General features: G+C 38.5%; 37 protein-coding genes and 1 pseudogene. 37 read left to right on the forward strand and 1 reads right to left on the reverse strand.

Annotated elements, in window-relative coordinates; all coding sequences use genetic code 11:
* Positions 1-99: 99 nt before the first annotated feature.
* On the forward strand, positions 100-1,104 hold the full coding sequence (locus tag MKY97_RS11720) for a phosphotransferase (protein WP_342555588.1): 1,005 nt from the start codon (positions 100-102) through the stop codon (positions 1,102-1,104).
* A 186-nt stretch (positions 1,105-1,290) separates the two neighbouring features.
* On the forward strand, positions 1,291-1,794 hold the full coding sequence (locus tag MKY97_RS11725; protein WP_342555589.1) for a DinB family protein: 504 nt from the start codon (positions 1,291-1,293) through the stop codon (positions 1,792-1,794).
* Positions 1,795-2,049: 255 nt separating this feature from the next.
* On the opposite strand, the gene MKY97_RS11730 is transcribed toward MKY97_RS11725, so the two are convergent.
* The gene (locus tag MKY97_RS11730; RefSeq protein WP_342555590.1) at positions 2,050-2,610 is read right to left on the reverse strand and encodes a hypothetical protein; all 561 of its coding nucleotides are present in this window, start codon (positions 2,608-2,610) and stop codon (positions 2,050-2,052) included.
* Between the two features lie 490 nt (positions 2,611-3,100).
* Between MKY97_RS11730 and MKY97_RS11735 the strand changes: the two genes are divergently transcribed.
* From MKY97_RS11735 to MKY97_RS11905, 35 genes and pseudogenes are all read left to right on the forward strand, one after another.
* Positions 3,101-3,577, forward strand: coding sequence for a GNAT family N-acetyltransferase (locus tag MKY97_RS11735; RefSeq protein WP_342555591.1), 477 nt, complete (start codon positions 3,101-3,103; stop codon positions 3,575-3,577).
* Positions 3,578-3,856: 279 nt separating this feature from the next.
* Positions 3,857-4,468 (forward strand): Type 1 glutamine amidotransferase-like domain-containing protein, encoded by a 612-nt coding sequence (locus tag MKY97_RS11740; RefSeq protein ID WP_342555592.1) that lies wholly within the window; start codon positions 3,857-3,859, stop codon positions 4,466-4,468.
* Between the two features lie 62 nt (positions 4,469-4,530).
* Positions 4,531-4,935 carry a DUF4259 domain-containing protein gene (locus MKY97_RS11745; protein ID WP_342555593.1) on the forward strand — a complete coding sequence of 135 codons (405 nt, stop codon included), beginning with the start codon at positions 4,531-4,533 and terminating at the stop codon, positions 4,933-4,935.
* A gap of 58 nt (positions 4,936-4,993) precedes the next feature.
* Entirely contained in the window at positions 4,994-5,287 is a 294-nt protein-coding gene (locus tag MKY97_RS11750; RefSeq protein ID WP_342556304.1) for an NUDIX domain-containing protein, read from the forward strand.
* 86 nt (positions 5,288-5,373) lie between these two features.
* Complete coding sequence (locus tag MKY97_RS11755) at positions 5,374-5,904, forward strand: hypothetical protein (RefSeq protein ID WP_342555594.1); 531 nt, start codon at positions 5,374-5,376, stop codon at positions 5,902-5,904.
* A 40-nt stretch (positions 5,905-5,944) separates the two neighbouring features.
* On the forward strand, positions 5,945-6,385 hold the full coding sequence (locus MKY97_RS11760; protein WP_342555595.1) for a hypothetical protein: 441 nt from the start codon (positions 5,945-5,947) through the stop codon (positions 6,383-6,385).
* A gap of 97 nt (positions 6,386-6,482) precedes the next feature.
* Entirely contained in the window at positions 6,483-7,526 is a 1,044-nt protein-coding gene (locus tag MKY97_RS11765; RefSeq protein WP_342555596.1) for an aminoglycoside phosphotransferase family protein, read from the forward strand.
* Positions 7,501-7,956, forward strand: a complete 456-nt coding sequence (locus MKY97_RS11770) for a hypothetical protein (protein WP_342555597.1) — start codon at positions 7,501-7,503, stop codon at positions 7,954-7,956. Before MKY97_RS11765 ends, MKY97_RS11770 begins: the two co-directional genes overlap by 26 nt.
* A 33-nt stretch (positions 7,957-7,989) precedes the next feature.
* A complete protein-coding gene (locus tag MKY97_RS11775; protein WP_342555598.1) occupies positions 7,990-8,691 on the forward strand; it encodes a chloramphenicol acetyltransferase in 702 nt (233 codons plus the stop codon).
* Entirely contained in the window at positions 8,667-9,365 is a 699-nt protein-coding gene (locus tag MKY97_RS11780) for a response regulator transcription factor (protein WP_342555599.1), read from the forward strand. The genes MKY97_RS11775 and MKY97_RS11780 overlap by 25 nt, the downstream gene beginning before the upstream one ends.
* Before the next feature lie 2 nt (positions 9,366-9,367).
* Positions 9,368-10,291, forward strand: coding sequence for a HAMP domain-containing sensor histidine kinase (locus tag MKY97_RS11785; protein ID WP_342555600.1), 924 nt, complete (start codon positions 9,368-9,370; stop codon positions 10,289-10,291).
* Positions 10,292-10,389: 98 nt separating this feature from the next.
* Positions 10,390-11,313, forward strand: a complete 924-nt coding sequence (locus MKY97_RS11790) for an ATP-binding cassette domain-containing protein (protein WP_342555601.1) — start codon at positions 10,390-10,392, stop codon at positions 11,311-11,313.
* A complete protein-coding gene (locus MKY97_RS11795) occupies positions 11,300-12,043 on the forward strand; it encodes an ABC transporter permease (protein WP_342555602.1) in 744 nt (247 codons plus the stop codon). Before MKY97_RS11790 ends, MKY97_RS11795 begins: the two co-directional genes overlap by 14 nt.
* Before the next feature lie 10 nt (positions 12,044-12,053).
* On the forward strand, positions 12,054-12,782 hold the full coding sequence (locus MKY97_RS11800; RefSeq protein ID WP_342555603.1) for an ABC transporter permease: 729 nt from the start codon (positions 12,054-12,056) through the stop codon (positions 12,780-12,782).
* A gap of 249 nt (positions 12,783-13,031) precedes the next feature.
* Entirely contained in the window at positions 13,032-13,511 is a 480-nt protein-coding gene (locus tag MKY97_RS11805) for a GNAT family N-acetyltransferase (protein ID WP_342555604.1), read from the forward strand.
* Positions 13,512-13,583: 72 nt separating this feature from the next.
* The gene (locus MKY97_RS11810; RefSeq protein ID WP_342555605.1) at positions 13,584-14,093 is read left to right on the forward strand and encodes a DUF4937 domain-containing protein; all 510 of its coding nucleotides are present in this window, start codon (positions 13,584-13,586) and stop codon (positions 14,091-14,093) included.
* Complete coding sequence (locus tag MKY97_RS11815; RefSeq protein ID WP_342555606.1) at positions 14,094-14,606, forward strand: GNAT family N-acetyltransferase; 513 nt, start codon at positions 14,094-14,096, stop codon at positions 14,604-14,606.
* A gap of 59 nt (positions 14,607-14,665) precedes the next feature.
* Positions 14,666-14,845: pseudogene (locus MKY97_RS11820) on the forward strand (hypothetical protein); the annotation flags it as partial.
* A gap of 75 nt (positions 14,846-14,920) precedes the next feature.
* Positions 14,921-15,457: a DNA topology modulation protein FlaR gene (locus MKY97_RS11825; protein ID WP_342555607.1), complete on the forward strand. Its 537-nt coding sequence runs from the start codon at positions 14,921-14,923 to the stop codon at positions 15,455-15,457.
* Positions 15,458-15,589: 132 nt separating this feature from the next.
* Positions 15,590-15,877 carry a hypothetical protein gene (locus MKY97_RS11830; RefSeq protein ID WP_342555608.1) on the forward strand — a complete coding sequence of 96 codons (288 nt, stop codon included), beginning with the start codon at positions 15,590-15,592 and terminating at the stop codon, positions 15,875-15,877.
* Between the two features lie 163 nt (positions 15,878-16,040).
* Entirely contained in the window at positions 16,041-16,577 is a 537-nt protein-coding gene (locus MKY97_RS11835; protein WP_342555609.1) for a YfiT family bacillithiol transferase, read from the forward strand.
* 51 nt (positions 16,578-16,628) lie between these two features.
* Entirely contained in the window at positions 16,629-17,165 is a 537-nt protein-coding gene (locus MKY97_RS11840; RefSeq protein ID WP_342555610.1) for a helicase, read from the forward strand.
* A 24-nt stretch (positions 17,166-17,189) separates the two neighbouring features.
* On the forward strand, positions 17,190-17,636 hold the full coding sequence (locus MKY97_RS11845) for a GNAT family N-acetyltransferase (protein WP_342555611.1): 447 nt from the start codon (positions 17,190-17,192) through the stop codon (positions 17,634-17,636).
* Positions 17,637-17,650: 14 nt separating this feature from the next.
* Complete coding sequence (locus MKY97_RS11850; RefSeq protein WP_342555612.1) at positions 17,651-18,196, forward strand: AAA family ATPase; 546 nt, start codon at positions 17,651-17,653, stop codon at positions 18,194-18,196.
* Positions 18,193-18,498 (forward strand): hypothetical protein, encoded by a 306-nt coding sequence (locus MKY97_RS11855; RefSeq protein ID WP_342555613.1) that lies wholly within the window; start codon positions 18,193-18,195, stop codon positions 18,496-18,498. The genes MKY97_RS11850 and MKY97_RS11855 overlap by 4 nt, the downstream gene beginning before the upstream one ends.
* 51 nt (positions 18,499-18,549) lie before the next feature.
* The gene (locus MKY97_RS11860; RefSeq protein WP_342555614.1) at positions 18,550-19,146 is read left to right on the forward strand and encodes a class I SAM-dependent methyltransferase; all 597 of its coding nucleotides are present in this window, start codon (positions 18,550-18,552) and stop codon (positions 19,144-19,146) included.
* 68 nt (positions 19,147-19,214) lie between these two features.
* Positions 19,215-19,943: a metallophosphoesterase family protein gene (locus tag MKY97_RS11865; protein ID WP_342555615.1), complete on the forward strand. Its 729-nt coding sequence runs from the start codon at positions 19,215-19,217 to the stop codon at positions 19,941-19,943.
* A gap of 136 nt (positions 19,944-20,079) precedes the next feature.
* Positions 20,080-20,601, forward strand: a complete 522-nt coding sequence (locus tag MKY97_RS11870; protein WP_342555616.1) for an AAA family ATPase — start codon at positions 20,080-20,082, stop codon at positions 20,599-20,601.
* 109 nt (positions 20,602-20,710) lie between these two features.
* Complete coding sequence (locus MKY97_RS11875) at positions 20,711-21,268, forward strand: hypothetical protein (protein WP_342555617.1); 558 nt, start codon at positions 20,711-20,713, stop codon at positions 21,266-21,268.
* Between the two features lie 36 nt (positions 21,269-21,304).
* Positions 21,305-21,838: a hypothetical protein gene (locus tag MKY97_RS11880; protein ID WP_342555618.1), complete on the forward strand. Its 534-nt coding sequence runs from the start codon at positions 21,305-21,307 to the stop codon at positions 21,836-21,838.
* A gap of 19 nt (positions 21,839-21,857) precedes the next feature.
* Positions 21,858-22,385 (forward strand): DUF6886 family protein, encoded by a 528-nt coding sequence (locus tag MKY97_RS11885; protein WP_342555619.1) that lies wholly within the window; start codon positions 21,858-21,860, stop codon positions 22,383-22,385.
* A gap of 24 nt (positions 22,386-22,409) precedes the next feature.
* Positions 22,410-22,883 (forward strand): DUF5662 family protein, encoded by a 474-nt coding sequence (locus MKY97_RS11890; RefSeq protein ID WP_342555620.1) that lies wholly within the window; start codon positions 22,410-22,412, stop codon positions 22,881-22,883.
* A gap of 148 nt (positions 22,884-23,031) precedes the next feature.
* Positions 23,032-23,511 (forward strand): DinB family protein, encoded by a 480-nt coding sequence (locus MKY97_RS11895; RefSeq protein ID WP_342555621.1) that lies wholly within the window; start codon positions 23,032-23,034, stop codon positions 23,509-23,511.
* A gap of 79 nt (positions 23,512-23,590) precedes the next feature.
* A complete protein-coding gene (locus MKY97_RS11900) occupies positions 23,591-24,532 on the forward strand; it encodes an acetamidase/formamidase family protein (RefSeq protein WP_342555622.1) in 942 nt (313 codons plus the stop codon).
* A gap of 114 nt (positions 24,533-24,646) precedes the next feature.
* On the forward strand, positions 24,647-25,231 hold the full coding sequence (locus MKY97_RS11905; protein WP_342555623.1) for an HAD-IA family hydrolase: 585 nt from the start codon (positions 24,647-24,649) through the stop codon (positions 25,229-25,231).
* Positions 25,232-25,272: the final 41 nt, after the last annotated feature.

Here is a 25,272-nt window from a genome sequence, read left to right on the forward strand (position 1 = left end):
ACACATCCATTTCCCTAGGATAAGAGCTATCTAAGGGGAATGGATGTCGCGAATATCAGAACGTTATACGATATTTGACAAAGAGAGTAGGAAACTATATTGGAACATTTACTCAAAGAGCTGATTACATATTATTTTAATGAGGCAGTTGAAAAAATTGAATCAGTGCCATTCGGTCTTACTAATTACTCTCAAGTATTAACCGTTAACAATAAGAAATATGTTGCAAGAATATATGACAACCACTCAAAAAATCTAGAGAAATTAAAATTCGAAATTGAATTAACGACATTCCTTGAACAACATATTAATCTTTCATTTAAGCTTCCTGGATTTTTAATTGCCAAGACAGGAGGGAGGTTTGTGCAGCTATCAAATGGTCAATTAGGTTCAGTTATGCGTTTTATTGAAGGAGAAGTTCCTGACCTAACACGGGTATCAGATGTTAAGGAATATGGAAAAACCGTTGGTGAACTATCGGTTGCATTTAAGAAATTTAAAAGTGACTTATTAATGGAGGAATTTAAGTTTTATAAAATATACAATCTTCATCAATTAGCTAACGAAAGATCTGTAAACCGTTTTTTTGATCAGCCACCTTTTGAGATTGAAAGTAATCAATTATCTATATTACTACATTCATTACAAGCTGTTCAAAGAAATGAATCTATTGTAGACGATTTACCAAAGCAGATTGTTCATCATGATATATTAATTTTTAATTTGCTTATTGATAACCAAACAAGGAAGATGAGTGGGGTATTAGATTTTGACTTTGCTTCATATGATGTTCGTGCATTAGAATTAGCTATTTGTATGAACCATCTTCTTCAATTTGATGATGGTTCACTTTTAAATCTAGAATTTTTTTTGGATGAGTATTCTCAACATATGACATTAACAGATGAAGAAATTAAATGGATTCCCTTTTTGATGCAGATGTACTATGTATCATTGCTATGTATTTACATAGGTCAATATTATTCAGGACGGGAGATAGAAGAATATTTTCGATTCATACTTCATCAATTGGTTATTAGAAAGCAATGGATAGAACAGAATGAATATGAATTTATTGAAACGTTAAGATCAAGGCTTAATTGATTTTGGATTGTAACTAAAAGAAGTGTCATACATCGTATAACAACATGTTGCAGCTTCACGGCTATCGGCTCGGTCTGACAGTGGCATTTCAAGGAAGCGGATTCAGGCAGACACATAAACGTCAGGAAAACAACAACGTTATAAGAAATATCCGCAAAAAACTTATTTAAGGCTGGTGAAACAATAATGCAGGATATTCTAAAAAGACTAGAACAGACACGAAATGAGTTAACTCAGATCATTGAACAAGTACCGGTTCATTTATTTAATCTTCCGGAGAGAGAAGGAGCATGGAGTATAGGTCAAGTTTGTCAGCATTTAGTTATGACTGAATTATTATTTACAAAGGCTATAAAACAAGGTTTGGCTGCGGATGATCTGAACGCTCCTTCAAGACGAATTGATTTACTAGCTAATGAGAAAAGGAAGTTTGAATCACCTGATTTTGCTAAACCTCAGAAGGATGAAGTATTAACATACGAGATCATGAATAAGAAATTGACCGAAACAAGAAGAAGTTTGTTGAACGTAATTGAAGGAGAAGAAGACCTTACTATATTTAATAGGAAGGCCGCAAAGCATCCGTTCTTTGAAGAATTATCATTAAAACAATGGATTGAACTACTTTATATACATGAAGCGAGACATATAAGTCAAATACTGCGAATTAAAAGATTACTTGAAAGCTGAACCAGGAAAGGCGGATACATCAATAACAGTCTTCAGGCTGCGGGCATGCGCCCTTGATCCGGCAGGTTGCCGGACACCCAGCATATGCTGGGTCGTGAATACAAGAACGTTATGAGAAATTCGATGTAAATGGCTAAGAAAAAACTGACCAATCAGTTGATAAGACTCTTCGGATTTTTATAAATCATTAAAACAAAGGAATGAGGCAGATAGGCCGCCAATTCTGTCAACTTGTAAAGCAATATGATCATGTTTTTATATCCAGTTGGAATTATTTTTACTCTTCTTCTTAAATAATTTATAACAGAGTGTTAATACCCATTCAATTATATGATAAAAAACTGATATAGACAGGGCAGACCAGAAATCGGCAATATAAATGCTGACAAAACTTGAAGCCAAAATGTAAATAATGACGCTATCAGCCAATATCGTAATAGCGTTACGAGTATAGATTGAAACTTGTTTCTTCATACCGTAATTTAGTAGGGTTACGATGATTGGATGAACCAAGGTTTCGAACAAGATGAACCCGGTAATGATGAGAATGGAAAAAACAGTGATATCCCCAAAATTCTCAAAATGCAGGAAATTGCTTATCTCCCCAATGCTATAAAAAAACAGATTGTATACCATTGTGAAAACGGCCACAGGGATAATAATTAGTGCAGCAAGTACGGGGATAAGCCATATCTTAACTATAATGGGAGGTGCTTTTTCCTGATCTTTACGGCTAATGTAATTAATTATCAGGTTTAAGGCAAGTAAAAGGAGTACTATTAGTATACATATTGTAATCCAATGTGAAGTGTTCATGATTCCTCCTGTGATTTTTTTATATTATATTTTTAATCACCTTTTAAACCAAAATATTCCTTACTTTAAAAGAAGTAAAGTATATTTTAAGATTAGATATTAATCACGCTTTTGCTTTAAGTATAATCTGATCAGTTTAGGTCAAGTTTTACAGCCCAGCTAACCAAACAACGTATTTGCAATTTCGTATGCTTCATATGTGGAATTCCAATAGTAATAAGTCCTGATGCGATTATATTTTCCTGTCAATTTGTAATGGACTCCAAGAAATTAGCTCTGAATTGTGATAAAAAACACTATAGAGAAACAATAAATATATACAAAAATTTAGATATGGAAACATGGATATCAGGCCATAATATTGTATTAAAAAAGGATGTAATTGAAAAAATAGAAAAACAACTAGAATTATTAGTAGAGTGATTCAAGAAGTAGGTTACATCCGTTAATATAGTATCATGCAGATCAGAATTAGAGCGGGGGATATAAAATGAATGTTGCTATCGTTCAAGTCAATCAAACGTATAGAGAAGTGTTAGATAATCTTATGCAATTTTATATTTATGATTTTTCTGAATTTCTTGACTTTAATGTAGAAGAGAACGGAAAGTATCGACCTTACCCTTTAGATGATTATTTTAAAGAAGGAAACCAGCAATTTGCTTATTTGATTAAACGAGAAGAAAAGTATGTAGGCTTTGTTTTAGTTCGCTTCATAGAAGAACTTGAACTTCCACATTATTCAATTTCAGAATTTTTCATATTAAAGAAGTACAGACGAGAAGGACTAGGAAAGTCAGCAGCAATCGATGTATTTAACCGACATCAAGGACCGTGGGAAGTGCACCAAATTGAGAGTAATCAAGGAGCACAAATATTTTGGAAAAGAGTAATTAATGAATATACGAAAGGTCAATTTGAAGAGCGGATCGAGAAAGGAAGAAAAATACAAACGTTTGTCAGTTAATTCAAGAAGACGTCTGAAATAACGCAAACCTATATTTCGATAATAATGATTCCGTGATTGGTCAGGATGATATCTATACTGTATTGAAGAAGTATAGGGATTACTGCCATGAGAGGGGAATAGAAGTACGTGAAGATCTTATTTATTGAGTATCTACACTTCCAATGGTCGCTTAAGTCGGTGGGACATATTTAGATACAGTAACAATAGCGGAAATCAGGAAATGGTTAATAAAATGATAAAGATTAGATAAATCATCATTAAAGGACGGGGATCTCAATGAGCAGCGTGCTGCTAACCTCTTGTGGGTTTATTACTGAACATATTAAAAATCAATTTCTGAATTTTATGGATAGAGATATTTCTCAATTAAAGGTCTCTATCATTACAACAGGTTCCCCTATGAAAGAAAATAATAGATATGCACAAAGGGCTGTGCAGGATTTCAAGGACATGGGGTTTCAGCATATTAATTTTGTAGATATAGAATTTGATGACCCGCAAGTTCTTATACATAGAGATGTTATATATATTAATGGTGGAAATCCATTTACATTGCTGTATTACGCTAAGAAAAGTGGTGCTGATAAAATAATTAAAGCACTGGCCGCACAAAATGTAATTATAGTCGGAGTAAGTGCGGGAGCGTTATTACTGGGGCCAAATATTAACATTGTCAATTTCTTTACGCCAGAGATGAATACAATGAATTTAACGGATTTTGGGGCATTAGGTGTAACCGACAAGCTTATCTTTCCTCACTATGATCGAGAGGACATATTTAAAGATAGGAGTAATAAAACAATTGAAGAGAGAATAGTAGAATTTGAATGCAATGAGAACTGTAAGGTGACAAGGCTTAAAGATGAAGAATGCATCTCAATCTTTTAATGAATCAGGCACAATGAAAGTCGTAAGTTCATGGTTTTTTATTAGAACTAGGAGGTTAGTTGATGGGAGCATGGGGAACTGGAATTTTCGAGAACGATGATGTATTAGATTGGAAGGCAGATTTACTTGATTCTGATGGCATTGATTTGATTGAAGAGACGATTGAAGAAGTATTAGAAGAAGAATATATTGAGTCTGATCTAGCTTCCAATGCTCTGGGCGCAATTGAGATCCTTGCGGCACTACAAGGTAATCCCGGGAAAGAGATATTGAATAATCAAAGCAGTACAGAAGATCTATATGATTGGATCGATAAACATAAAGGTAAAGGAAAAAAACTCATTTCAAAAGCTAAACGAGCAGTTAAGAAAATTAGGAAAGATTCAGAACTAAAAGAGTTATGGGAAGAATCAGAAGAATATCCGAACTGGTTAAATACAATAAATGATTTAAAAACTCGATTGTGAGTTCGGGTATTCGCTCTTCGGTCAAGATGAAATATTTCTGGAAAGTAAGGAGTGGGAAATTCCTGGCGGAATGATCGATGAAGGGGAGTCCTGCAGAGAATGTGCTGTAAGAGAGCTGTTTGAAGAAACGAACCAAAAGGCCGAGAGAATCTGTTTTAATGGACTCATGAAGTTCAATTTACTTAATGGAAAGACCGAATATGGTGCTTTATATAGTGCTGGAATTTTGGAAACTGGAGAACTCACCAAAAATGATGCAGCCCTTGAAATAGCATACTGGAATGGAAAAGATGATTTTCATAACATAAATGAAATCGATAAGACATTATTAGACTACTATAAGGAACCTTGAGTAATAAGCCAAAGAAGTCGTCACCAGCGCATATTCCATGTGCGGCTCCTGAAGCCGCAGAGACAAAACTGAAAGGAAGCTAAAGCATGGTTGATGGAGATCGAAGAGATGAATTTGAAACTGCCAAACAATATCAAGAAGTCTTTATTTCAACGAAAAGTGACTGGGACCAAGGGAAGCGTGACTTGGATACATGTTTGAATTTAGGTTTTTTATCTTGGTATTTGAGTGTCGAATCCGGAAATCCCTTCATTACTCAGGGGCTTAACGAGAACGATTATGAAATGATTGAATCGACATTAAAAGAAGTATCAGAGGAAGGGATACGTAAATTCTCGAGAGATACGAAGTTTTTATTGATTTTCGGTTATATGATCACATTGTTTCCCCATCATTTTGGAGACTACGAGCATTGGGAAAGCGTTGGGAAAAACATGCTGTCTAAAGCATACGAGTTGGAACCAAGTGATCCAATAATTGAGATGATTTTTCTTGCGGACAACATGAGAAGTGAAGGATATGAGGATGCTTGTTTAAGAGCTAAAGAATGTATTCAAGACAGATTTAATTCTAAAAGATTAATGGATAAGTATTTTCAAGATGTATTTGATAGATGATTCCAGAGTAAGGATACAAGATCTAACAAAGGAGAATGAAATGATACAATTACTAGAAGAACCAAGAGGAGTAACATATCAACAATTAATATCTTTGGCTTTTAGCATTTGTGATGAGTTTATATTAGTTAAAAGAGATCAAATTGAATTAAGTGGGAAAGGAGAGGAGTTTCTTAAAGAAATAAAACCATACATAAAAGAAATTAAAAAACAGGATAATTGGCCAGGGACACAACTGTTTGGGCACAATGCAGATGTTTATTATTTGGACTGTAAGAATGAACTGCAAGAAATCTTGTTAACCAGAGCAGATCGATTGTATGCTTGGATGCAGCCTGAATTGTTGGAAGATTTGTGTTTTTATAAGAATGGAGAAGAATGGTTAATAACAACTGCACATGAAGAAATGGGTTCCATTAATACAAAGGAATCTCAGGACATTTTGAAGCTTAGAGAAGTTGAAGATATAATGATGTACTAGAATTATTAAAGAGCCACCAGATGGTGAATTCGTAATACAGAAACGAACATGCTGTGAAATTAGAAAAACAAAATTCATGTAGGAAAGGACTCCTAAAATGAATGATTCTTATCATTTACAGTTTGAAAAATTGTGTGAGAAATTAGGGCTTGGTGAATTGACGACAACTCCGAAACCGATATCAGGCGGGCTTTTACATAGGGTCTTTGCAATCAAGACCACTACAGGGAGATACGCAGTTAAAGCTTTAAACCCAAAAATTATGGCAAGACCTGCTGCACTGAACAATTATATAGAAGCAGAACGAGTCGTAAGTATTTTATCTAAGCGTATATCAGCTCAACCGGCTAATGTATACGGAGATACATTTTTGCAGGAGATTGATCATCAATTTTATATGGTATTTGATTGGATTGAAGGGAGAAGTTTAAAGCCTTTCGAAATTACAGATGTACACTGCAGGAAGGTCGGTTTTATCCTTGCTGAGATTCATCAAACAAAGTTTGCACAGGTCGATAGCATTCGGAGAACTCGGAACGACGAAAATCAAATTCCTTGGAAGTTCTATTTACACAAAGGGATAGCAGAGGGGGCTGTTTGGGCAAACCACTTATCCAATCGCATCGAACAGCTGTCATTCTGGACCGAACAAATCAACCGATCAGTTATGCTGTTGGAGGATGAACAAGTATTCAGCCATCGCGATCTGGAACCTAAGAATGTCATGTGGGTCCAAGATAACCCCATTGTGATTGACTGGGAGTCAGCTGGAGAGATCAATCCCAAACATGATTTGATTGAAACGGCCATTTATTGGTCGATCGATGAATCGGGTAAAGTAAACAAATGCAAGTTCGACGCTTTCTTAAGCGGATATCAGCAGCTATACGGGGATCTGGAAGCAGATTGGAAAACGGTCTTGGTACTTGGGTATTCAAGCAAACTGAACTGGTTGGAATACAGCCTTAAGCGTTCACTGTGGATTGAATGTACAGATGCAATTGAACAAGAGATGGGAACCGTACAAGTGATGCACACCCTTAATGCACTTGAAGAATATCAAAACATGACTATTATGCTGGAAAGCTGGTTGCATGATAAGAATGAAGACAAACATGGCGATGAGAAATTTATTGAATAAGTCTATTCAGTCGAATGAACCAATGGATTTCAATTTGTTTAATCCCGAATTTTATGAATGGGACCGCTGCATCTTGGTGGATGCCTCAAGTTTAAAAAATACAAGTTCAATCGATGAGACTGGTTATCAGGATCGCACGGATTTAGAGGCTTCGATTAATCATTATCATATCGACAGTTTGGAAACCGGATTAAAGCTCATCTCGAATTGGGAGGAGTGTTTAAGATTTACATATCCTAAGCGAGAATTTATTTTGATTTTAAGTTCTACAACAGATGGTGAAAATGTCGTACTGAGATTCTATCAATATAGAAATGATGAACCCGAATGGATTCAATTAAATGATCTTGAAAGGTACAAAGAAGAAGCTATTTTGATCGTTGAGATCTTTCATGAGTTCAGAAAGGTGAGGAAAGGACGAAGCACGTGATAATTCAACAACTTTTTCATTAAAGGAGATAAAATGTCTATAATTTGTTTAGAAGGAGCAAGTGCAGTAGGTAAATCAAGTACTTCGATGTGGAGGCAGGAGAGATTAAATGCTTATATCATTCAAGAAGTAAATAAATTATTTGAACAGGCTGAAGGAACCGCCAGTACTTGGTATTTGGAAAAACAGGTTGAGCGGACGATGATTGCAAAAACAAAGCATAATAATCATAAAATCACAATTTTGGATGGAGACCCATTTCAACCTCTCTGGTACAACTGGTGCTATGATTTCGAAGGATGGGATTCATTGAAGTCAATCGATGAGTTTTATCGAGCAATGATCATTGAAGGACAAATTCAATTTCCAGATCGATATTTTTACCTGTATACGACTGAAGAAGAGCTGCGTAAACGCAAGGAGAACGACAAAAGTAGTAAACGAAATAATTTTGAAAGACATTTGCATTTTATTAAGCCTCAAAGAGCTTATTTTAAATATATGAATCAGTTAGAACCATCATTAGTAACGTTCATTCATGCAGAGTCACGAAGTAATAATATTGAAATCATAGTAAAGAGTTTGGAGGAGAAAAAGTCCAAAGCAATATCAGACCTGGAGCTTTATGACAGATTAGTTGAATGGGTCAGAAATAATAAGGCCGCTGAAATTAACAACACGTTGATTGAAAAAAGGGGTGGAGAAACCTCATGTCAAATAAAATACTCATCATAGATGATGATGTGGAGTTGTGCTCACTAGTAAAAAAATGTGTTTCCCAAGTTAACCTGGAAGCCGATACAGCATATAATGGGCAATCAGGTTTAATTCAAATCATGAATAAAAACGACTCATATTCACTTATTATTTTAGATGTGATGTTACCGCAGATGGATGGTTTTCAAGTATTATCTGAGATAAGAAAGTATAGCCATATCCCCGTACTTATGCTGACGGCTAAAGGAAGTGAGCCGGATAAAGTCACAGGCCTTGGTCTTGGAGCAGACGACTACTTAACAAAACCTTTCAGTATCAATGAACTTATTGCTAGAGTGCAATCTCTGATTCGAAGATATACCACTTTTAATTCCGGGAATGCTGTAAGCGTTCTTGTACTTAAAGGCATGGTTATCGATAAAGAAACAAGAACTGTTCAGGTCGAGGACAGACTAATTGATTTAACAGGAAAGGAATTTGATTTATTAGTATTTCTGGCTTCGAATAAGGGGCGTGTGTTTACGAAGAAACAAATCTATACACAAGTTTGGAACGATGATTATTCATTTGATGATAACAATATTATGTCCTTTATAAGTAAGTTAAGAAAGAAAATAGAACCGAGTTCAGAACAGCCATTTTATATTTTAACGGTACATGGGGTAGGTTATCGTTTTAATAAGGAGGCCTGATTATGGAATGGGTCTATATTCTACTTGTGACGTTGGCTTTCTCTGTTATGATCATTACTTATTTGATCACGAAACAGAATAAGGTTTCTAAACAAATTTCAATCATTGAGGACTGTTTAGAGGATATAAAAAAGGGGAATTGGAATCGCCGTATTTTGGTGGATGAAGATGATATCACTAAAAGCATATGTTATTCCATAAATGATATCGCCATGAAAAGTCAAACTCAACTTATACAGTTAAAGCAATCCGAGCAGGCTTATAAACGACTTATGACGAGTTTATCGCATGATGTAAGAACACCTTTAACTTCTTTAGTTGGTTATTTAGAAGCAGTTCAAAAGAAATTTGTTGTAGGCAAAGAAAAAGAAGAATATCTTGAAATTGCTTTAAATAAAGCACATCATTTGAAGAGCTTTGTTGAAGTTTTATTTGATTGGGTTAAACTTGACGCAAAAGAGCAGGTGTTTAAACTCGAACAACAGGATATAAACGAATGTACTCGTGATATATTAGCCAATTGGATACCAACATTTGAGGAAAAGCATTTAGAGTATAAAATTGATATTTCCGAAAAAGAATGCTTTATTCGATTAGATTCTAATGCCTATATAAGAATTATTAATAATTTAATTCAAAATGTTATTGCACACAGTGAAGGAACGAGAATCGATCTACAAATAAGTGAAAATGAACAAAACGTGATGGTTCAGGTAAGTGATAATGGAAAAGGGATTTGTCCGAATGACCTACCCCATATATTCGATAGACTTTATCAAAGTGATGAATCACGTTCAACGAACGGAAATGGTTTAGGACTTGCAATTGCTCGAGAACTTGTTCAACTGCATAAAGGAACAATCCATGCTGAAAAATCAGTTTCTGGTGGTGCAGCATTTATAGTGAAACTTTCGAAAGCTCTTTAATTTATAAGAGCTTTTTTTCAATTGCAAGAAATAAACAAGATTTCGGCAAGGTTCTGGCAAGATTTGTTTGATAACCTTTATATAAAGGAGGTATTTATATGACAACGTATATAATAGAAACGAAACAACTGACTAAAAACTATAGAGATCAGAAAGCTGTAAATAGTGTAAATATCCATGTGGAAAAAGGACGTATTTACGGTTTGCTCGGCCGCAATGGAGCCGGAAAAACGACGATTATGAAAATGATTTTAGGGTTAACATCTACTTCTTCTGGTGAGATAAATGTATTTGGTGAGCCCATTAAAGGTAGAGAAAAGAAGGTATATCCCAGAATTGGAGCGATTATCGAAACACCCGGATTCTATCCAAACTTAACTGGAACAGAAAATTTAACTATTTTTTCCAAACTGCGTGGTACGGCTGCGCCTAACGCTGTGCAGAATGCATTGGAAGTTGTAGGTTTACCGTTTAAGGATAAGAAGCTGTTCTGTGAGTATTCTCTCGGTATGAAACAGCGTCTGGGCATTGCTAATGCAATTCTGCATGACCCAGAACTTCTCATTTTAGATGAACCTACAAACGGTCTGGACCCTATAGGGATATCAGAAGTTAGGGAGTTCATTAAAAAGCTTAGTGTTGAACGTGGGAAAACCATACTTATTTCCAGCCATATTCTGTCTGAGATTTCTCTGCTTGCGGATGACATTGGAATAATCGACAATGGGATTCTGCTCGAAGAAAGTAGTATGCAGGAACTCAAGCAAAGAAATGGCAAGTACATTTTACTTCAAGTATCTGATGCTGCTAAGGCAAGTGTGATCCTGGAACGTCAATTCGATCTGAAAAATTATTCTGTGAAAGACGATCATACGCTGCAAATCTTTAATCATTCTCTGGATATGGGGTCAATGAATAAGGCACTAATATTGGGAGATGTATCGGTTATTAGTTCTCAGCTTTGTAATGATACGTTAGAGGACTATTTTAAGAAAATTACGGGAGGAGATGGCATTGCTTAAACTTCTCCAGATTGAATTTCTGAAGTTGCGGCGCAGAACATTTGTATGGATGATGATGTTTTCAGCGCTTATCATGCCGTTTCTGGCCTACTTATTATTTAAATATGCATGGGATACTGGTGGCGATCCTGTACAGTTTTATAAATGGTCGGCGTTCGGATTTACACTTTTTATTATTTTACCTGTTGTTTTAGGGATATTAAGCACGATGCTTATGTACAATGAAAATCAATACGACATGCTTAAACAACTCTGGATTGTACCCGTTAGCAAAATGAGCTATTTCTTCAGTAAATTTTTAGTGGTTTTGATTTATTCCGTTTGCTTCATGATCGTTACAGCAATAGGTTCCGTTATCTTTAGTATACTTCTCGGAGACATCGCATTTGATTGGCAACACGTATTATTTTTGATAAGAAAGTGTTTGGAGATTGGTGTTATTACCGCTTTTGCTATGCTTCCGATTCTGGCTATTGCTGCAGCGCAAAACGGATATATTCTTCCAGTTGCTGTAACACTAGTTTATGCTTTTCTTGGTTCAATTATCGTGTCAATCAATACGTATATACACCCGTTATCCAGCATGGCAGTAATCGTTGCTCGAAATGGAGATATTCCAGGACTGAACAATACGCAGGTAGTCAACATACCTATGGCGATTTTTAGCATTTTGGTCTGGGGGATTGCTTCTGTACTCCTGGCAAACGCTGTATTAGCAAGAAGAAAGTGAGGTATTAAGAATGGGAACACTACTTTGGGCGGAGCGCCAAAAGATCCGCCGACTAAGTTTTGTCTGGATCGCCATTTTCGCAACGATTATGGTTACCGTTATTGTTTTTTTATCCGGATTACAAGAAAATAACGGTACTCGAGATATAGATACTGCAGGTTGGTATATGGCTGTGGCTCAACCACTGGCAACATTTTTCGTTCTTCCTGCGGTTATAGCTCTTCTAGGAAGTTATATGATTTGTCGTGAAGATCAGGAGCGTACAATCGATTCACTTCGACTAGTCCCCGTGAACGAAGCGAAGTTGACGACTGCAAAAATGATCATAACTCTTGTTTATAGTGTTCTTTTTTACTTGTTCCTCTTTGTTCTAACATTTTTAATCGAAGCAGCTTTACATTTTTCTGATCTATCGCTGGGGATGATTATAAATTATTTGAAAGCTTATTTTCTGGATGGAGTATGTATATTTATTGCAATTTCCCCTATTATCGCTCTGGTATCCTATATGAAAAAAGGGTATTGGATTGCATTAGTTATCACTGAATTTTATTCTTTTATTGGATTATTTGCTAGTACATCAAATACTCTAAAAGCTTTATATCCTATTACAGCTGTATTTACGATATCTGGCTATTATGACGCATCAACAACGCAGGTCATACTTAGCTGCATTAGTTTACTATTTTGCGCAGGGCTGGCTGCAGCGGTACTTGCTGGTATGAACAAATACAAATGAAACGAAATTCACGATATCTGAACTGAACACTGATGTACTAAGAATGCATATTGTTAGTGAATTCTAACATAGGGTCAGTTCAGGGGCTGTTTTTTCAATTCGTGCCTTCGCACATGGAACATTTTAGGTTATATTAAGAAGAGATTTGAAGCCAAGAATAGAAACAAAGTGCAATCTTGTGCATATATTTACTTCATGTGTGATTGCTGGAACCTGTTATATCGCTAGGTTCATTGAAGGAGGTTATTTATGGACATTACTTTAGTGAAGTCAGGTGTAGATGCAGCTGCTGCTGTTCATGAGATGCAGGTGAAGTCTTTTACACCTTTATTAAATAAGTATCAGGATTATGAGACAAGTCCTGCGAACGAAACTGTTGCTCAAATCGCAGCTCGTTTGAGTCAATCATTTACGGATTATTACATAATTAAATATTCAGAAGTAAACGTAGGCGCCATCAGAATTGTCAGAAAAGAGAATAAAGTATATCGTGTAAGTCCAATCTTCATTTTACCCGAATTCCAGGGCCGAGGGATTGCACAGAAAGTTTTTTCCATAATTGAAGAACTTTATGATGATGCAAAGAAGTGGGAACTGGATACCGTCCTTCAGGAGCAGAGGAATTGTTATTTATATGAGAAGTTAGGTTATAAGCGGGGCGGCAGGAGGAAAGTGATTAATGATAGTATGACCATTGTATTCTACGAAAAATACATCAAACAAAATTAGTGATCATCTTAACCGCTTAATGATAACCAGTCCTTAAAGTGATACGATGGCGCCATAGTGGGAGAAAAACTAATGCTTATAAAAATGATTAAATGCGAAGTGAATGAAGATTCCAAAGAGATTTTTCATGCGGCTCAAACGAAATGGAAAGAGCTTGAATTCATAAGTGGATTTGCTGTCCAATGGGGTGGATGGAATCTTCTGAACAAAGAAGATGCTGTAATTATAGGGTTATGGGAATCTCGGGAAGCATACACCCTTTTTATGACGGAGCATCACGATAAAATAATGGATACAAATGAACAAGTGAAAACATATCGGAAAATAGAAGTGAGTTTATGGAGTACAGATGAAAGAATGGATCGTGCAGCGATTAAAGACGCTGCGTTTACAACGATCATGGATGCAGCCGATTACAACATGAATGGCAAAGAGAAGAGTATGGCTGTTTTTATGAAACCATTAGATGATAGGAAATCAAGCAAAATATTAATATTCACTAATGAATTAGAGGGAATGATCGAGAATTTTGAAACTGTAGTAAAGTTGGAGAAAGAGTGGACCGTTTCAGCGGCTCATTGAATGAATAAAGAATCATCTTACCCTAAAACAATAAAAAAATCAGGTGATGTATTGGAATATATGATCATTAATCTCAGGGATTATCCGAATTTGCTAGAAGAATGTATTAATTATGTTTCTCAAAGATGGGGATTAAACAGAAAAATATTTGAGGATTGCATAACTTCGAGTATGAATACAAACCATTCGCTGCCTAGATGGTATTTTATGATGAAATCGAATGAAATCATCGGCAGCTTTTCACTAATGACAAATGATTTTGTGAGCAGACAAGATTTAGGACCGTATTTATCTAACCTTTACGTTGAGGAAGAAGAAAGAGGAAAAAAATTAGGAGAAATACTGTTAAATCACGCTCGGAAAGAGGCACATAAACTCGGGTTTCAAAAGCTGTATTTATGCACAGATCATGAAAATTACTATGAGAAATATGGCTGGGCCCATATCACTAATGGATATCATACTTGGAACAGAGAATCAAAAATCTATGCTGCAGATACAATTTGTGAGTAGATTATGAAGGCGTTTTCCAACATAGTGAGCAGCAATCAGGAAGAGGCAATAAGGGATATGGATCAGAAACGATGAAATGGATTGAGAAGGATGCCAAAGCAAAAGGAATGAGTAAGCTCAGACTTAGTGTATTTAGATTCAATGAACCTGCTAATAAGCTGTATACGAAACTCAATTATCAAATCGTTGAGAATAATGATGAAAATCTGATCATGGAGAAAATACTGAAAGACGAATGAGAAAAAATAAGATCAGCAGCCTCGAATCAACTGCACCAGCTGTTAGTCGTTCTAACTTAAGAAACGGAGAGAGTTATGTCCATCCCTAAACGAATTCATATTGTTGGCTCTACAGGTAGTGGAAAAACATATTTAGCCGAGAAGTTATCAAGGCAGTTTAACTTATATTACGGGGAACTGGATACGGTGATGTGGAGCGGACCGACTGAATTGGCAGGTAAGAACTCGCCGGAGAAAAGGGACCAGTTACTCCATGACATCATTGATCGGGAATGCTGGATTGTGGAGGGTGTCTATTATAAATGGTTAGCAAGTAGTTTTGAGCGGGCTGAACAAATTATATTTTTGGATATCCCTGTTTTTCGGAGAGATGCAAGAATTGTACTGCGTTTCATCAGACAAAAGCTGAAAATGGAAAGAGCAGTATACAAACAAACGTTTACAGGTTTATTGAAGATGCTAAAATGGAATCACGAATTTGAGAACCAATTTAAGCAGGATATCCTTATGTTTTTGAAACCGTACGAGAAGAAAATGATTATCCTAAAAAAGAGTGCAGAGATACAAAATCTCATCGAAGATGGAAGGTTTATCACCACGGAAGCCCGATAATCAGGTCAAATTGAGGACAAAACGAGCAGGGGCACTCTTGTCTGATCCATTTCAAAAAGAGCCGCTCAGCGGGCAGTTAGAACAGCTTGATATAAGTGCTGCATTAAACTTTAAACTAAAGAGGTCGGATCAATGGCATTTTGTATAGACTTTCAATTAATTGGTGTGAATGCTGGTACAGCAGTATATGCATATGGAGACTGCTCCGAGCATCTGGAGGGACGGTTTGAGTTGAATCTTGAACGTCTTATATCAGGTGAAGTCAGTATGGATACAGATATAAAGGAAATTGTCAGGGTAACCAAACCGTGTTTAAGTGATGGGGAAAATCAACATAAAGCCAACCGGGCTTTCAGTAAAATCTATAAACATTATGTAAATACAAGCACGTATATAAAAGAAGGAGGATACTATGCCTGATGCTTTCTGATGGTTAGTATTACAATGGGGACTGAATTTCAGCAGAAGCGGCTTTAGGAGAAGCCTGCTTCTTTTTTTGTTTTTACCCTTCGCAAATGGAACATTGTGGGTTATATTGGATATGATTTGGTTCTCTAGTAGAGGAATGGTGAGGTGCTGAAACTTGAATGATAAGGTCCGTTATCCAATAGGGAACTTTGAGCCTATTCGCAAGTTCACTGATAAGAGTCGAAAGCACATCATCGATCAAGTTCCCGGAATCGCGAAGTCATTAAGAGAGAGTGTACAGTATATCGATGATGAGCAGCTGCATATTCCTTATCGCAAAGGCGGCTGGACGATCTCACAGATTATCCATCACCTTGCTGATAATGATATGAACGCTTATATCCGATTCAAAAGAGCATTGACTGAAGAGGAGTCGCTGGCAGGCTCTTATCGTGAAGATGCTTGGGCATCATTGCATGACTATGCAGACCTACCTTTGGAGGACTCGATTATGCTGCTGGAGATACTCCATAAGCGATTTTATACGCTGCTGTGCGGGTTAGATCCTGATCAGTTTCGTCGGAAACTCCAGACAGAAGTATTGGGTACAATTTCACTAGATACTGCTCTACAACGTTTTGTATGGCATGGACAGCATCATATTGCTCAAATTACATCTTTTCAAGCGTCACAAGGGAGTCAATTAGAATAAAGCAATATAGTGAGTTGAATTTTTAGAAATCAACCTTTAGGGGGACTGAAAGTGCCTGAACAGGAAGAAATATACCCTAACTGTCCCGTGAAAATAAGGGTAGTTGAAGTTGGAGGCCTAACCCCATCGGAGCTTCAAATCAAACTGCGGCAGTGCTCAATTCAAATAAATGAATACGGAAAAACATTGTTAGGTAGCGAGGAATTCATTACATCTCATACAAAGAAAAGATTGGTTACGGTTGAATTAGCCGTTAAACATCTGGGATTTAGGGAGGGAGCTGCGACGCTGCCGCTCTTTCAAAGAGCGGATGACCTCGGACTGAGATTATGTCCATTGGAGTTAGGCCCCTATCTTGGAATGCAGTATTGGCATCAATTCGAAGTAAATGCGGCAGCTGCCTCGAAAGGGAATCAGGCCCCTCCAGGGGCGGTTACCATTGCATCACAGCCTATTAGTGAAGATGATTATTTTCCAGAAGGTTTTTATCTCAGACGTATAAACGACGAGCTGTGGTTGCGTGGGTACGCTGCGGATGATCTGCATGTGTGGAACCCCGATGATCGTTTTATCTTTGGTAAAGCTTGAGACATATAGTTAGGAGACTGCGATATGTACCACTACCGGATGGGCCAGAAGAAAGATCTTGCTCAAGTCACCGATCTCACGATCAGTTGGACAGAAGAGGACCTCACTTTGGGATACGAGAATGTGGCTTGGACTCCAGAAAAACTAGAAAAGAAGCTGAATGATTACTTCTACGTCGTCGAACTGCAGGATGCGATTGTTGGTTATGCCTTTGGGGAGATCAGGCAGGGTAATGCAGTGCCGGTCATTCCTCAGTCAGACGCTTATTTGGAGATTCATGAAGTCTATATTCACCCTCAACATCGGAGTCAAGGGATCGGCCGGCAGCTTGTCACATGTCTAATCGATAAAGCGTGTGAGCACCAAGTGGAGAGGGCTTTGGTTGGATCATCCAATCGAAGATGGAAAGATACGGCGGCATTTTACGAGGAACTAGGATTTCATATGTGGTACATCCAGATGTATAAATAGAAGGTGATAACCAAATGAACAGAACATTATATGTGATCTCGGGGCCTCCTGGTGTCGGGAAGTCTACAACTTCACAACAACTGGTTCAAGTATTAAGTAAAAGTGCATACATTTCTGGGGATACAATCAGTCATATTCCAGTGAATGGACGAGGGAAACCCTGGGTGTGTAAAGAGACGTATGATTTAACATGGAAAAATATATACAGCTTAACTCGGAATCTGTTAGAACAGGATTATGATGTGGTTATTGACTATGTTGCCTTTCCTTCAGAAGTAAAGCGGCTTGTACAGCAGCTGACTGATCTGGAATTCCGACTCGTTTATGTCGTTTTATTGGTTGATCAGAATACCTTGGTGAGTAGGGATCAATCGAGAGCCGAAGAAGTGAGGATGGGCGAGCGCAGTCTGGTTTTACTAGAGGAATTTGAAACATGTCCGACCTTAAAAGAGCAAACCAAACTCTATACGCAGCATTATAGCACAGAACAGTTAACTGAAATTATTGAAGATATTCAAAACAATCCGAGATTCATTTGGGAAGGAGATGCCCAAAGTTGAAACGCATGCCGATGGTTTTTTCGTTCATTTTGATCATAGTAGGAATTATTGTGATCACGCTTACCAAAACGGTCGAAGAGGTCATTCCGAAATTGGGATACGCCGTATTTCAGTTTGCAGGAGCCGGGAGCTATAGTCCGACGGATTATGAGATGGATCTGAATCTGAATTATTGGGTTGGAGGCATCTGCATTCTGACGGGTACTGTCTACTTTATTTGTCAGTCGGCCTTCCTGCGCAATTCGATCAGTGAAATAAAAATGAGAGATAAGGAGTTTGATGAAAAGTACAAGCAGCAGTAGTCATTCGTACGCTGAGGGTATTTTATTATATTTGGAGATCGGGTGATAGGGATGAATGATCAAGATCTATTGAATTTTTATTTAAATATGAGAGAAAAGGAAGCCTATCAGTGGAATCTCTCGCCTGCAGGCTTGTATTTGGAACTGGGGACGAGGGAGTTTTTAGCCAAACACTTTGATGTGTTCAGCGGGATGAATGCGCTTAATGTAGGGATTGGCGTAGGCGAATGGGATGATTATATCGGATATCTTATAAACGGATCAGGTTGTTTGACGAGTATCGATATCGATTCTTATATTTGTAACATATTCAAATACCGGCAGCATAGGGAGGGGCATCCCAATGCCTCTACAGTAATATGTGAAGACTTTTTAGTAAGCAAGCTGCCTCAACATCATTATGATCTCGTCACGATGATCGGTTCAGCTCTTCATGAGACAGGCGCATACCGTAAAGCTTTGCAAAAAATATCCGATGTATTAAAACCAAATGGTCAATGGATGTACATGGATTTTGATAAATATCATAAAAAAGAAGAATTATTTGAAATATTACATGAGTTAAAGTTGGAGTTAGTACATATCGAAGAGTTCAATCGGTACCCGAATGCCAGCTTTTATTGTATGAAGATCAGAAAGTTAATTTAATAGAGCAGATGCAGCGGCTTTCAGGTATTCCTTGCTTCTTCAAAGAGATGAAATGGAGGTGGTTTTCGATGCATCGAACGCTCATGGTTAGTGATATTCATGGTTGTATTGATACGTTTAACCAGTTATTACATGATGTCGATTACAATTCGACCTATGATCAGTTAATGCTGCTAGGGGACTATGTAGATCGAGGTCCCAGCAGTAAAGAAGTTGTGGATAAGGTGATGAAATTAGTACACGAACATCATGCGGTCGCATTAAAAGGCAACCACGACCAGCGGTTCGTAGATTTTATACAAGAGGGGAGTTCCGCTATTCAATCCAGATTTATGGAACATGGAGGGCTTCCAACGCTTGAAAGTTACTGTCAGCTGAAAGATGAAATTTCGGATACACGGCTGCAGCAGGCGAGGAAATCTATTCAATCGGACTACAGCCACCATATTCATTTTTTGAGCAGCCTGCCGCTATTCCATGAAGATGAAAACCATATTTATGTTCATGCTGGATTGAACCCGGATTATAGTGATTGGAAGCAGCAGCCGGAGCATGATTTTATGTATATCAAACATAAATTTATCCAGCATACGTTTACAGATTTATACAAAAAAGTGGTCTTTGGACATACCAAAACGATCGATATTCATGGAAAAGCGGATGTTTGGTTTGCCGCAGACAAGATTGGCATCGATGGTGGATGTGCTTTTGGAATGCAGCTGAATGGTTTGATTTATCAAGATTCTTCGTACTCGACTGTGCAGCAGGTTAATCAAAGTATGAGGCCGCTTGCGTAGAAATCATGGAGAACAATCCATGGGTTGGCGCCGCTTGACCTACTCACTATAGTGAACCCAAACAGAATGGGTTTGCTGCAAAATGTAGGTTGTGAAATGTTTTGGAAATGAGACTTTAGCAAAGGAAGATAACATAATGGAAAAAGGCAAAGGCAGAATTATTTTTTTGAATGGCGTAACAAGCTCGGGAAAAACGTCTATCGTAGAAGAGATGCAGTCTTACGATGATCCATTCTTCTACGTTGTGGCGAATGATTTATTTGAGAACACAATCGGAGACAAACATCTCCAGACCGATTACTGGAAGTATTTAAGCGAAGCCATAGTGCTGATGTATCATACAGCCAAGCTGTTTTCAGACCACGGCAAGCATGTATTGATCGATGGAATTCTGGTGGAACGACCGGAGCTTGCGCCGCATTATGAACAAGTCAAAACGATTTTTGAAGGATATCCACTGGATATTGTGGAGCTGTATTGTCCTCTGGAGATCTGTCGTCAGCGCAATATTGAACGTGGTGACCGAAGAGAAGATCAGTCGGAAGAGCAGCACCGAATGATGGCTTCCGATATTCAATACAGTTATACTATCGATACGAGCAGGCACACGCCTAAAGAATGTGCCGACAGGATCATCAACACGCTTTTTAAAAAGTGAGTGATAGTTCACTCCATGTATGGATTCAGATGATGAAAAAGTGAAGCTGGGACGTCTATGCAGGATGTTCCAGCTTCTTGACTATTGATGGGAATGGAGGAACGGGCACTTGAATAAAGAACGATTACTTCTTCAATTCATTACCTTGCGGTGGGAGAAGGAAGTGAGAGGTGCTCCTTTTGCCGGTGTACGAAACCACATGGAGAAAGCGCTAAGTTTGCCGGAAAATCTGTTCAGTTATGACACGTCCTATGGACAGCCATACCACAAGGTGGTCATCGTGCAAAATAAGAAGGGTCTGGAGACGGTTCAGGATCAGATTGTGATTTTGGACCCAGGAGCAGAAAAGTGGAAAGTCGGATGCGTTGAAATAGCTAAAAAGGGTTTCGAATCCGAATATGAGGTGACCTTCTCTTACTCCCAAGAATGCGGCAAACCCGTCCGCTATGACAAAAGAAATCATGCCTTAACCGAGCAGGCGTTTGGACTGACTTCGAACGAATATAGAAGAATCCTTTACAATGGCAGGCATATCTATCAGGATACGGGAGAGTGGTACTACGAGATACATATTGTGAATATGCTGCTTACCGAGCAAAACCGCGTAAATATGCTGATCGATCATGAGCCAGCTGCTGTTTACAAACAGATTGAAATTCTATACTGATCCAAACACAAATAGCGACTGCAGAAGGAGTAAACCATGAATAATCCTCAAGTCATTATGCCGCTTGTCAAACAATTAGAACAGAAGGGAATTTCATTTACACTGGGTGGAAGCGGAATGCTGTATTACTTGAATCTTGCCCAATCCGTGAATGATTGGGATCTGATGGTAGATTGCCCGAAGTCCACATTTATTGAAGCGATAGACGGATATGAATGGACAGAGCAAGAAAGTGGCGATGGGCTTTTTGCGAGTGAATACCGAATTGAGATCCGTTCGTGCAATGTGGATGTGATTGGTGGATTTGCTTTTCGCGTTGAAGCAAACATATTAAAGTTACCTTTGTCGCATATTCCTGATCGAACATGGCACGGGATGAATATTTCAAGCCCCGAGTTATGGTACACTGCCTATCACATGATGGGTAGAAAAGAAAAATCTGATTTGATCCTAGAATATTTACAAACCAACAATGAAATCGTGAATCAACATCTCCTCAACAGCCTGTTAGATAACGGCAATCTAACGTACGAGATCAGACAAGGGTTGTCCACTTTGCTTAAGCCATAACAGAACAGAGGTGTATCGGGTGCTCTATCATTTCAGTGAAGATGCAGATATTGATATTTTTATTCCTAGATTGAAGCAGAATCGGCCTGATTTTCCGGCTGTAGTGTGGGCGATTGATGAGCAGCATGAATTTACCTATTATTTTCCGAGAAATTGTCCCCGTATTGTTATTCAGAGAACCAACGAAATCAGTAATGAACATCAGGAATTATTTTTCAAACATACGGAAGCTGATATTATTGTCACGGTTGAGCGTGAGTGGTACACCAAGATCGCAGGCCAATCGTTGTATCGATATCATCTGGATGAAGCCTCTTTTCAACTTTTTGATGAAACAGCGGGATATTACATTTCCGATCAGGTGATTACACCAAGCTGCGTAGAGAAAATAGATCACCTGGTAGAGAGGCTTTTGACGAGAGGTGTTGAGCTGCGGCTGACAAGCAATCTATATCCTTTGAGGGATGCGGTATTACAATCCGATTTCAAGGAATTTGGGATACATCGTTTTAATCATGCCAAGAAACTGTTGAGATCCGAAAATTAAAATAGAAGGTTAGGGGAGAGGAAGATGCTTTCTGCCTATTGGAGGTATTTCTTATATGTAACGGAACATAAGCTGAATGTTTTAATCGAGTGCTGGCATGAAGGTTTATATGTACAGGGGCTGCTTCATGATTTGTCCAAGTTTGCTCCCGAAGAATTTTTCCCTTATGCAGTCAAATTTTATTCGGGACATAAGAATGAAGTGACAGAACAAAGATGGAAGAACGCATGGCTGCATCACCAGAATCATAATAAACATCATTGGGAGTACTGGATTGTAAACAGAAATACAAAAGAAGCTCTGCCTATGCCGCAAAAATATATTATAGAGATGGTATGTGACTGGAGATCTTTTACGAGAAAATGGGGCCGTAGAGTCAAAGACTCCAATCTGGCAGAACGCATGATGAACTCGGAAGATGTTATTTTGCATCCAAAGACGAGAGAATCGCTTGAACAGCTGCTTACTAGAAAGGCGAATCGTGATGATTCAAGATGATGAACAATCGAAATAGGAGAGGCTGTGAGTTATTTGATACCCCAAAGAGAGATGGTGGATTATGCTTTGGGATGTGGATGAATCGGAACCGAAGGGAATATAGAGATATAGTAAAGGATCTTCGAAAAAGAGAAGGGGGAAGTTTGGTGTGAATAAAGAAATGGAACATTTGCTTCAAACATTTGAAGAATGGACGCTGTTTGTCAAAACGTTGACTCATCTCGAAGAAAAGATCTGGAATTCAAGTCTGGAGAAAGGAAAGTGGACGATCAAATCCATCGTAAGTCATATGATGTTATGGGATCGTTATTTTTACAAGGAAGCGATTGAAAAGATTGCGCTGCATCAGCCTGTAACATTGAGACATCTGGATTTTGATGAGTTTAATCGCAAAGCTGTGGAGTATGGCAGCCGCACCGAAACAGCGGAAATCGTGGACAAAGCGATCACATACCGCCATAAAATTATGAATGATATTCGAGCGTTGACGGATGAACAGCTTCATCAAACGTATTTGGACGCAGAAGGTAACCCCTTCTATATTCCTCAATACCTCAAAGATTTTATATGGCATGATCAGCATCATATGAAACCGTTAAAACAATATCTTGATCGTCTTCAAACGTAGATGGAATGGTGCGTCAGGCAGGCTGTGGAATGGAATGCTGCTCTGCGCTGCGTACAATATGGATCTAAGCCCGGGAGGAATGGCTGTGAGTACACATATCATTGAATTAACGCAAGAAAATCTGATCGGTTCGTTTACAAATGAGGTCAAGCCCATATTGAACATACGGTCGGGGGATTCAGTCCGATTTCAGACACTGGATGCCGGTTGGGGCATGGGCGTAAGGTATACGGAACGTTTGAGACCGTTCCCGCGACAAGGTGAAAAAGATGGAGGTCACGCCTTAATCGGTCCAATTCATATTGAAGAAGCGGAGCAGGGAAAGACGCTGGAGATTATTTTCAATGAAATCGTACCCGGGAGTTACGGGTTTACTTCCGCTGGTGGATATCCAAACTGGCAGAATCAGAAGCTGCATCTAACACAGGTGGAGGAACTGTCTCTGGATTGGGTGCTTGATCGCCAAGCGATGAGAGGTACCTGTGAAGTGCAGGGTAAATCCTATACCGTATCGTTAAACCCGTTCATGGGTGTAATAGGGATGCCTCCGGAGTCAGGAGGCATTCATACCACTTGGCCGCCGCGCTATTGTGGAGGGAACATCGACTGCAAGGAATTGGTTCAGGGGAGTAAACTGTATTTACCGGTTCCAGTAGATGGCGGTTACCTTGCACTTGGTGACGGTCATGCACGACAAGGTGATGGGGAAGTCAGCTGTCAAGCTATCGAATGTGCTATGGAGGTTGTAGATATCACGGTTAATGTCATCGACAATATGAAATTGGATAATCCTCGTGCACATACGCCAACTGGCTGGATTACCTTTGGTTTTCATGAGGATCTGAATGAGGCGACGGTTCAAGCATTGGATGGCATGTTAAACCTGATGGGAGAATTATACGGCCTGCAGCGCGTGGAGGCGATTGCGCTGGGGAGTGCGGTTATCGATCTGCGCATCACGCAAATTGTCAATGGTGTGAAAGGTGTGCATGCTTTTCTGCCGCATGATGCTTTTATATAAATGGAGATCTGTGGTGCCAGAGAAAAGGAAATGGGCAATTGAATCGTGTGCGCGTATAAGGGCGTAAACGGTCTTTAGTACAAATTAAACAAATAGTTTTGGAGGATGGATACCATGCAGAATAGACCACAGCTCGTGTTCGATATCGCTGGTGTACTGTTAAGTAATATATCTTTAAGGTGCTGGAAAGAGATGATTCAGGAATCGAACCTGTCAGCAGAACAATTAAAAGGGCATTTTGGAGGAGTCAAAAGGCAGCTCTGGACAGGAGCAATGAAAGAAGAAGAGTTTTGGGACACATTACGGGAAAGTTATCCTGAGTTACCGATCAGCCGAGCGAGGGACATTTTGTTTGATTCGATCGTTCCTTTACCTGCTGCACAATATCTAGAGCGATGGAGCGAGTCTGCGGATATTCATCTGCTGAGCAATCATTGTCAGGAATGGATTGAACCGAATCTGCGAAGTTTGAGACCATTTACCAAAAGTGTAACCATCTCTAATCAAGTGGGCTTATGCAAACCGGAGATGGAGATATACCAGCTGGTCGGAACCTATCTTGGTGATGGGGAAAAAGTTTTATTTATTGATGATCAGGAAAAAAATCTGCATGCTGCCCGGCAGCTTGGCTGGAAGACGTTATTGGCTTATGAAAAGGAGGATTGGACTCAAGAAGTGGAAGCGTTCATCACATCCTGAATCCGGTTTTCTATACCTGTTATGAAACCCTCTATGATGTC

Source organism: Paenibacillus sp. FSL R7-0652 (assembly GCF_038595045.1).
Classification (GTDB): domain Bacteria; phylum Bacillota; class Bacilli; order Paenibacillales; family Paenibacillaceae; genus Paenibacillus.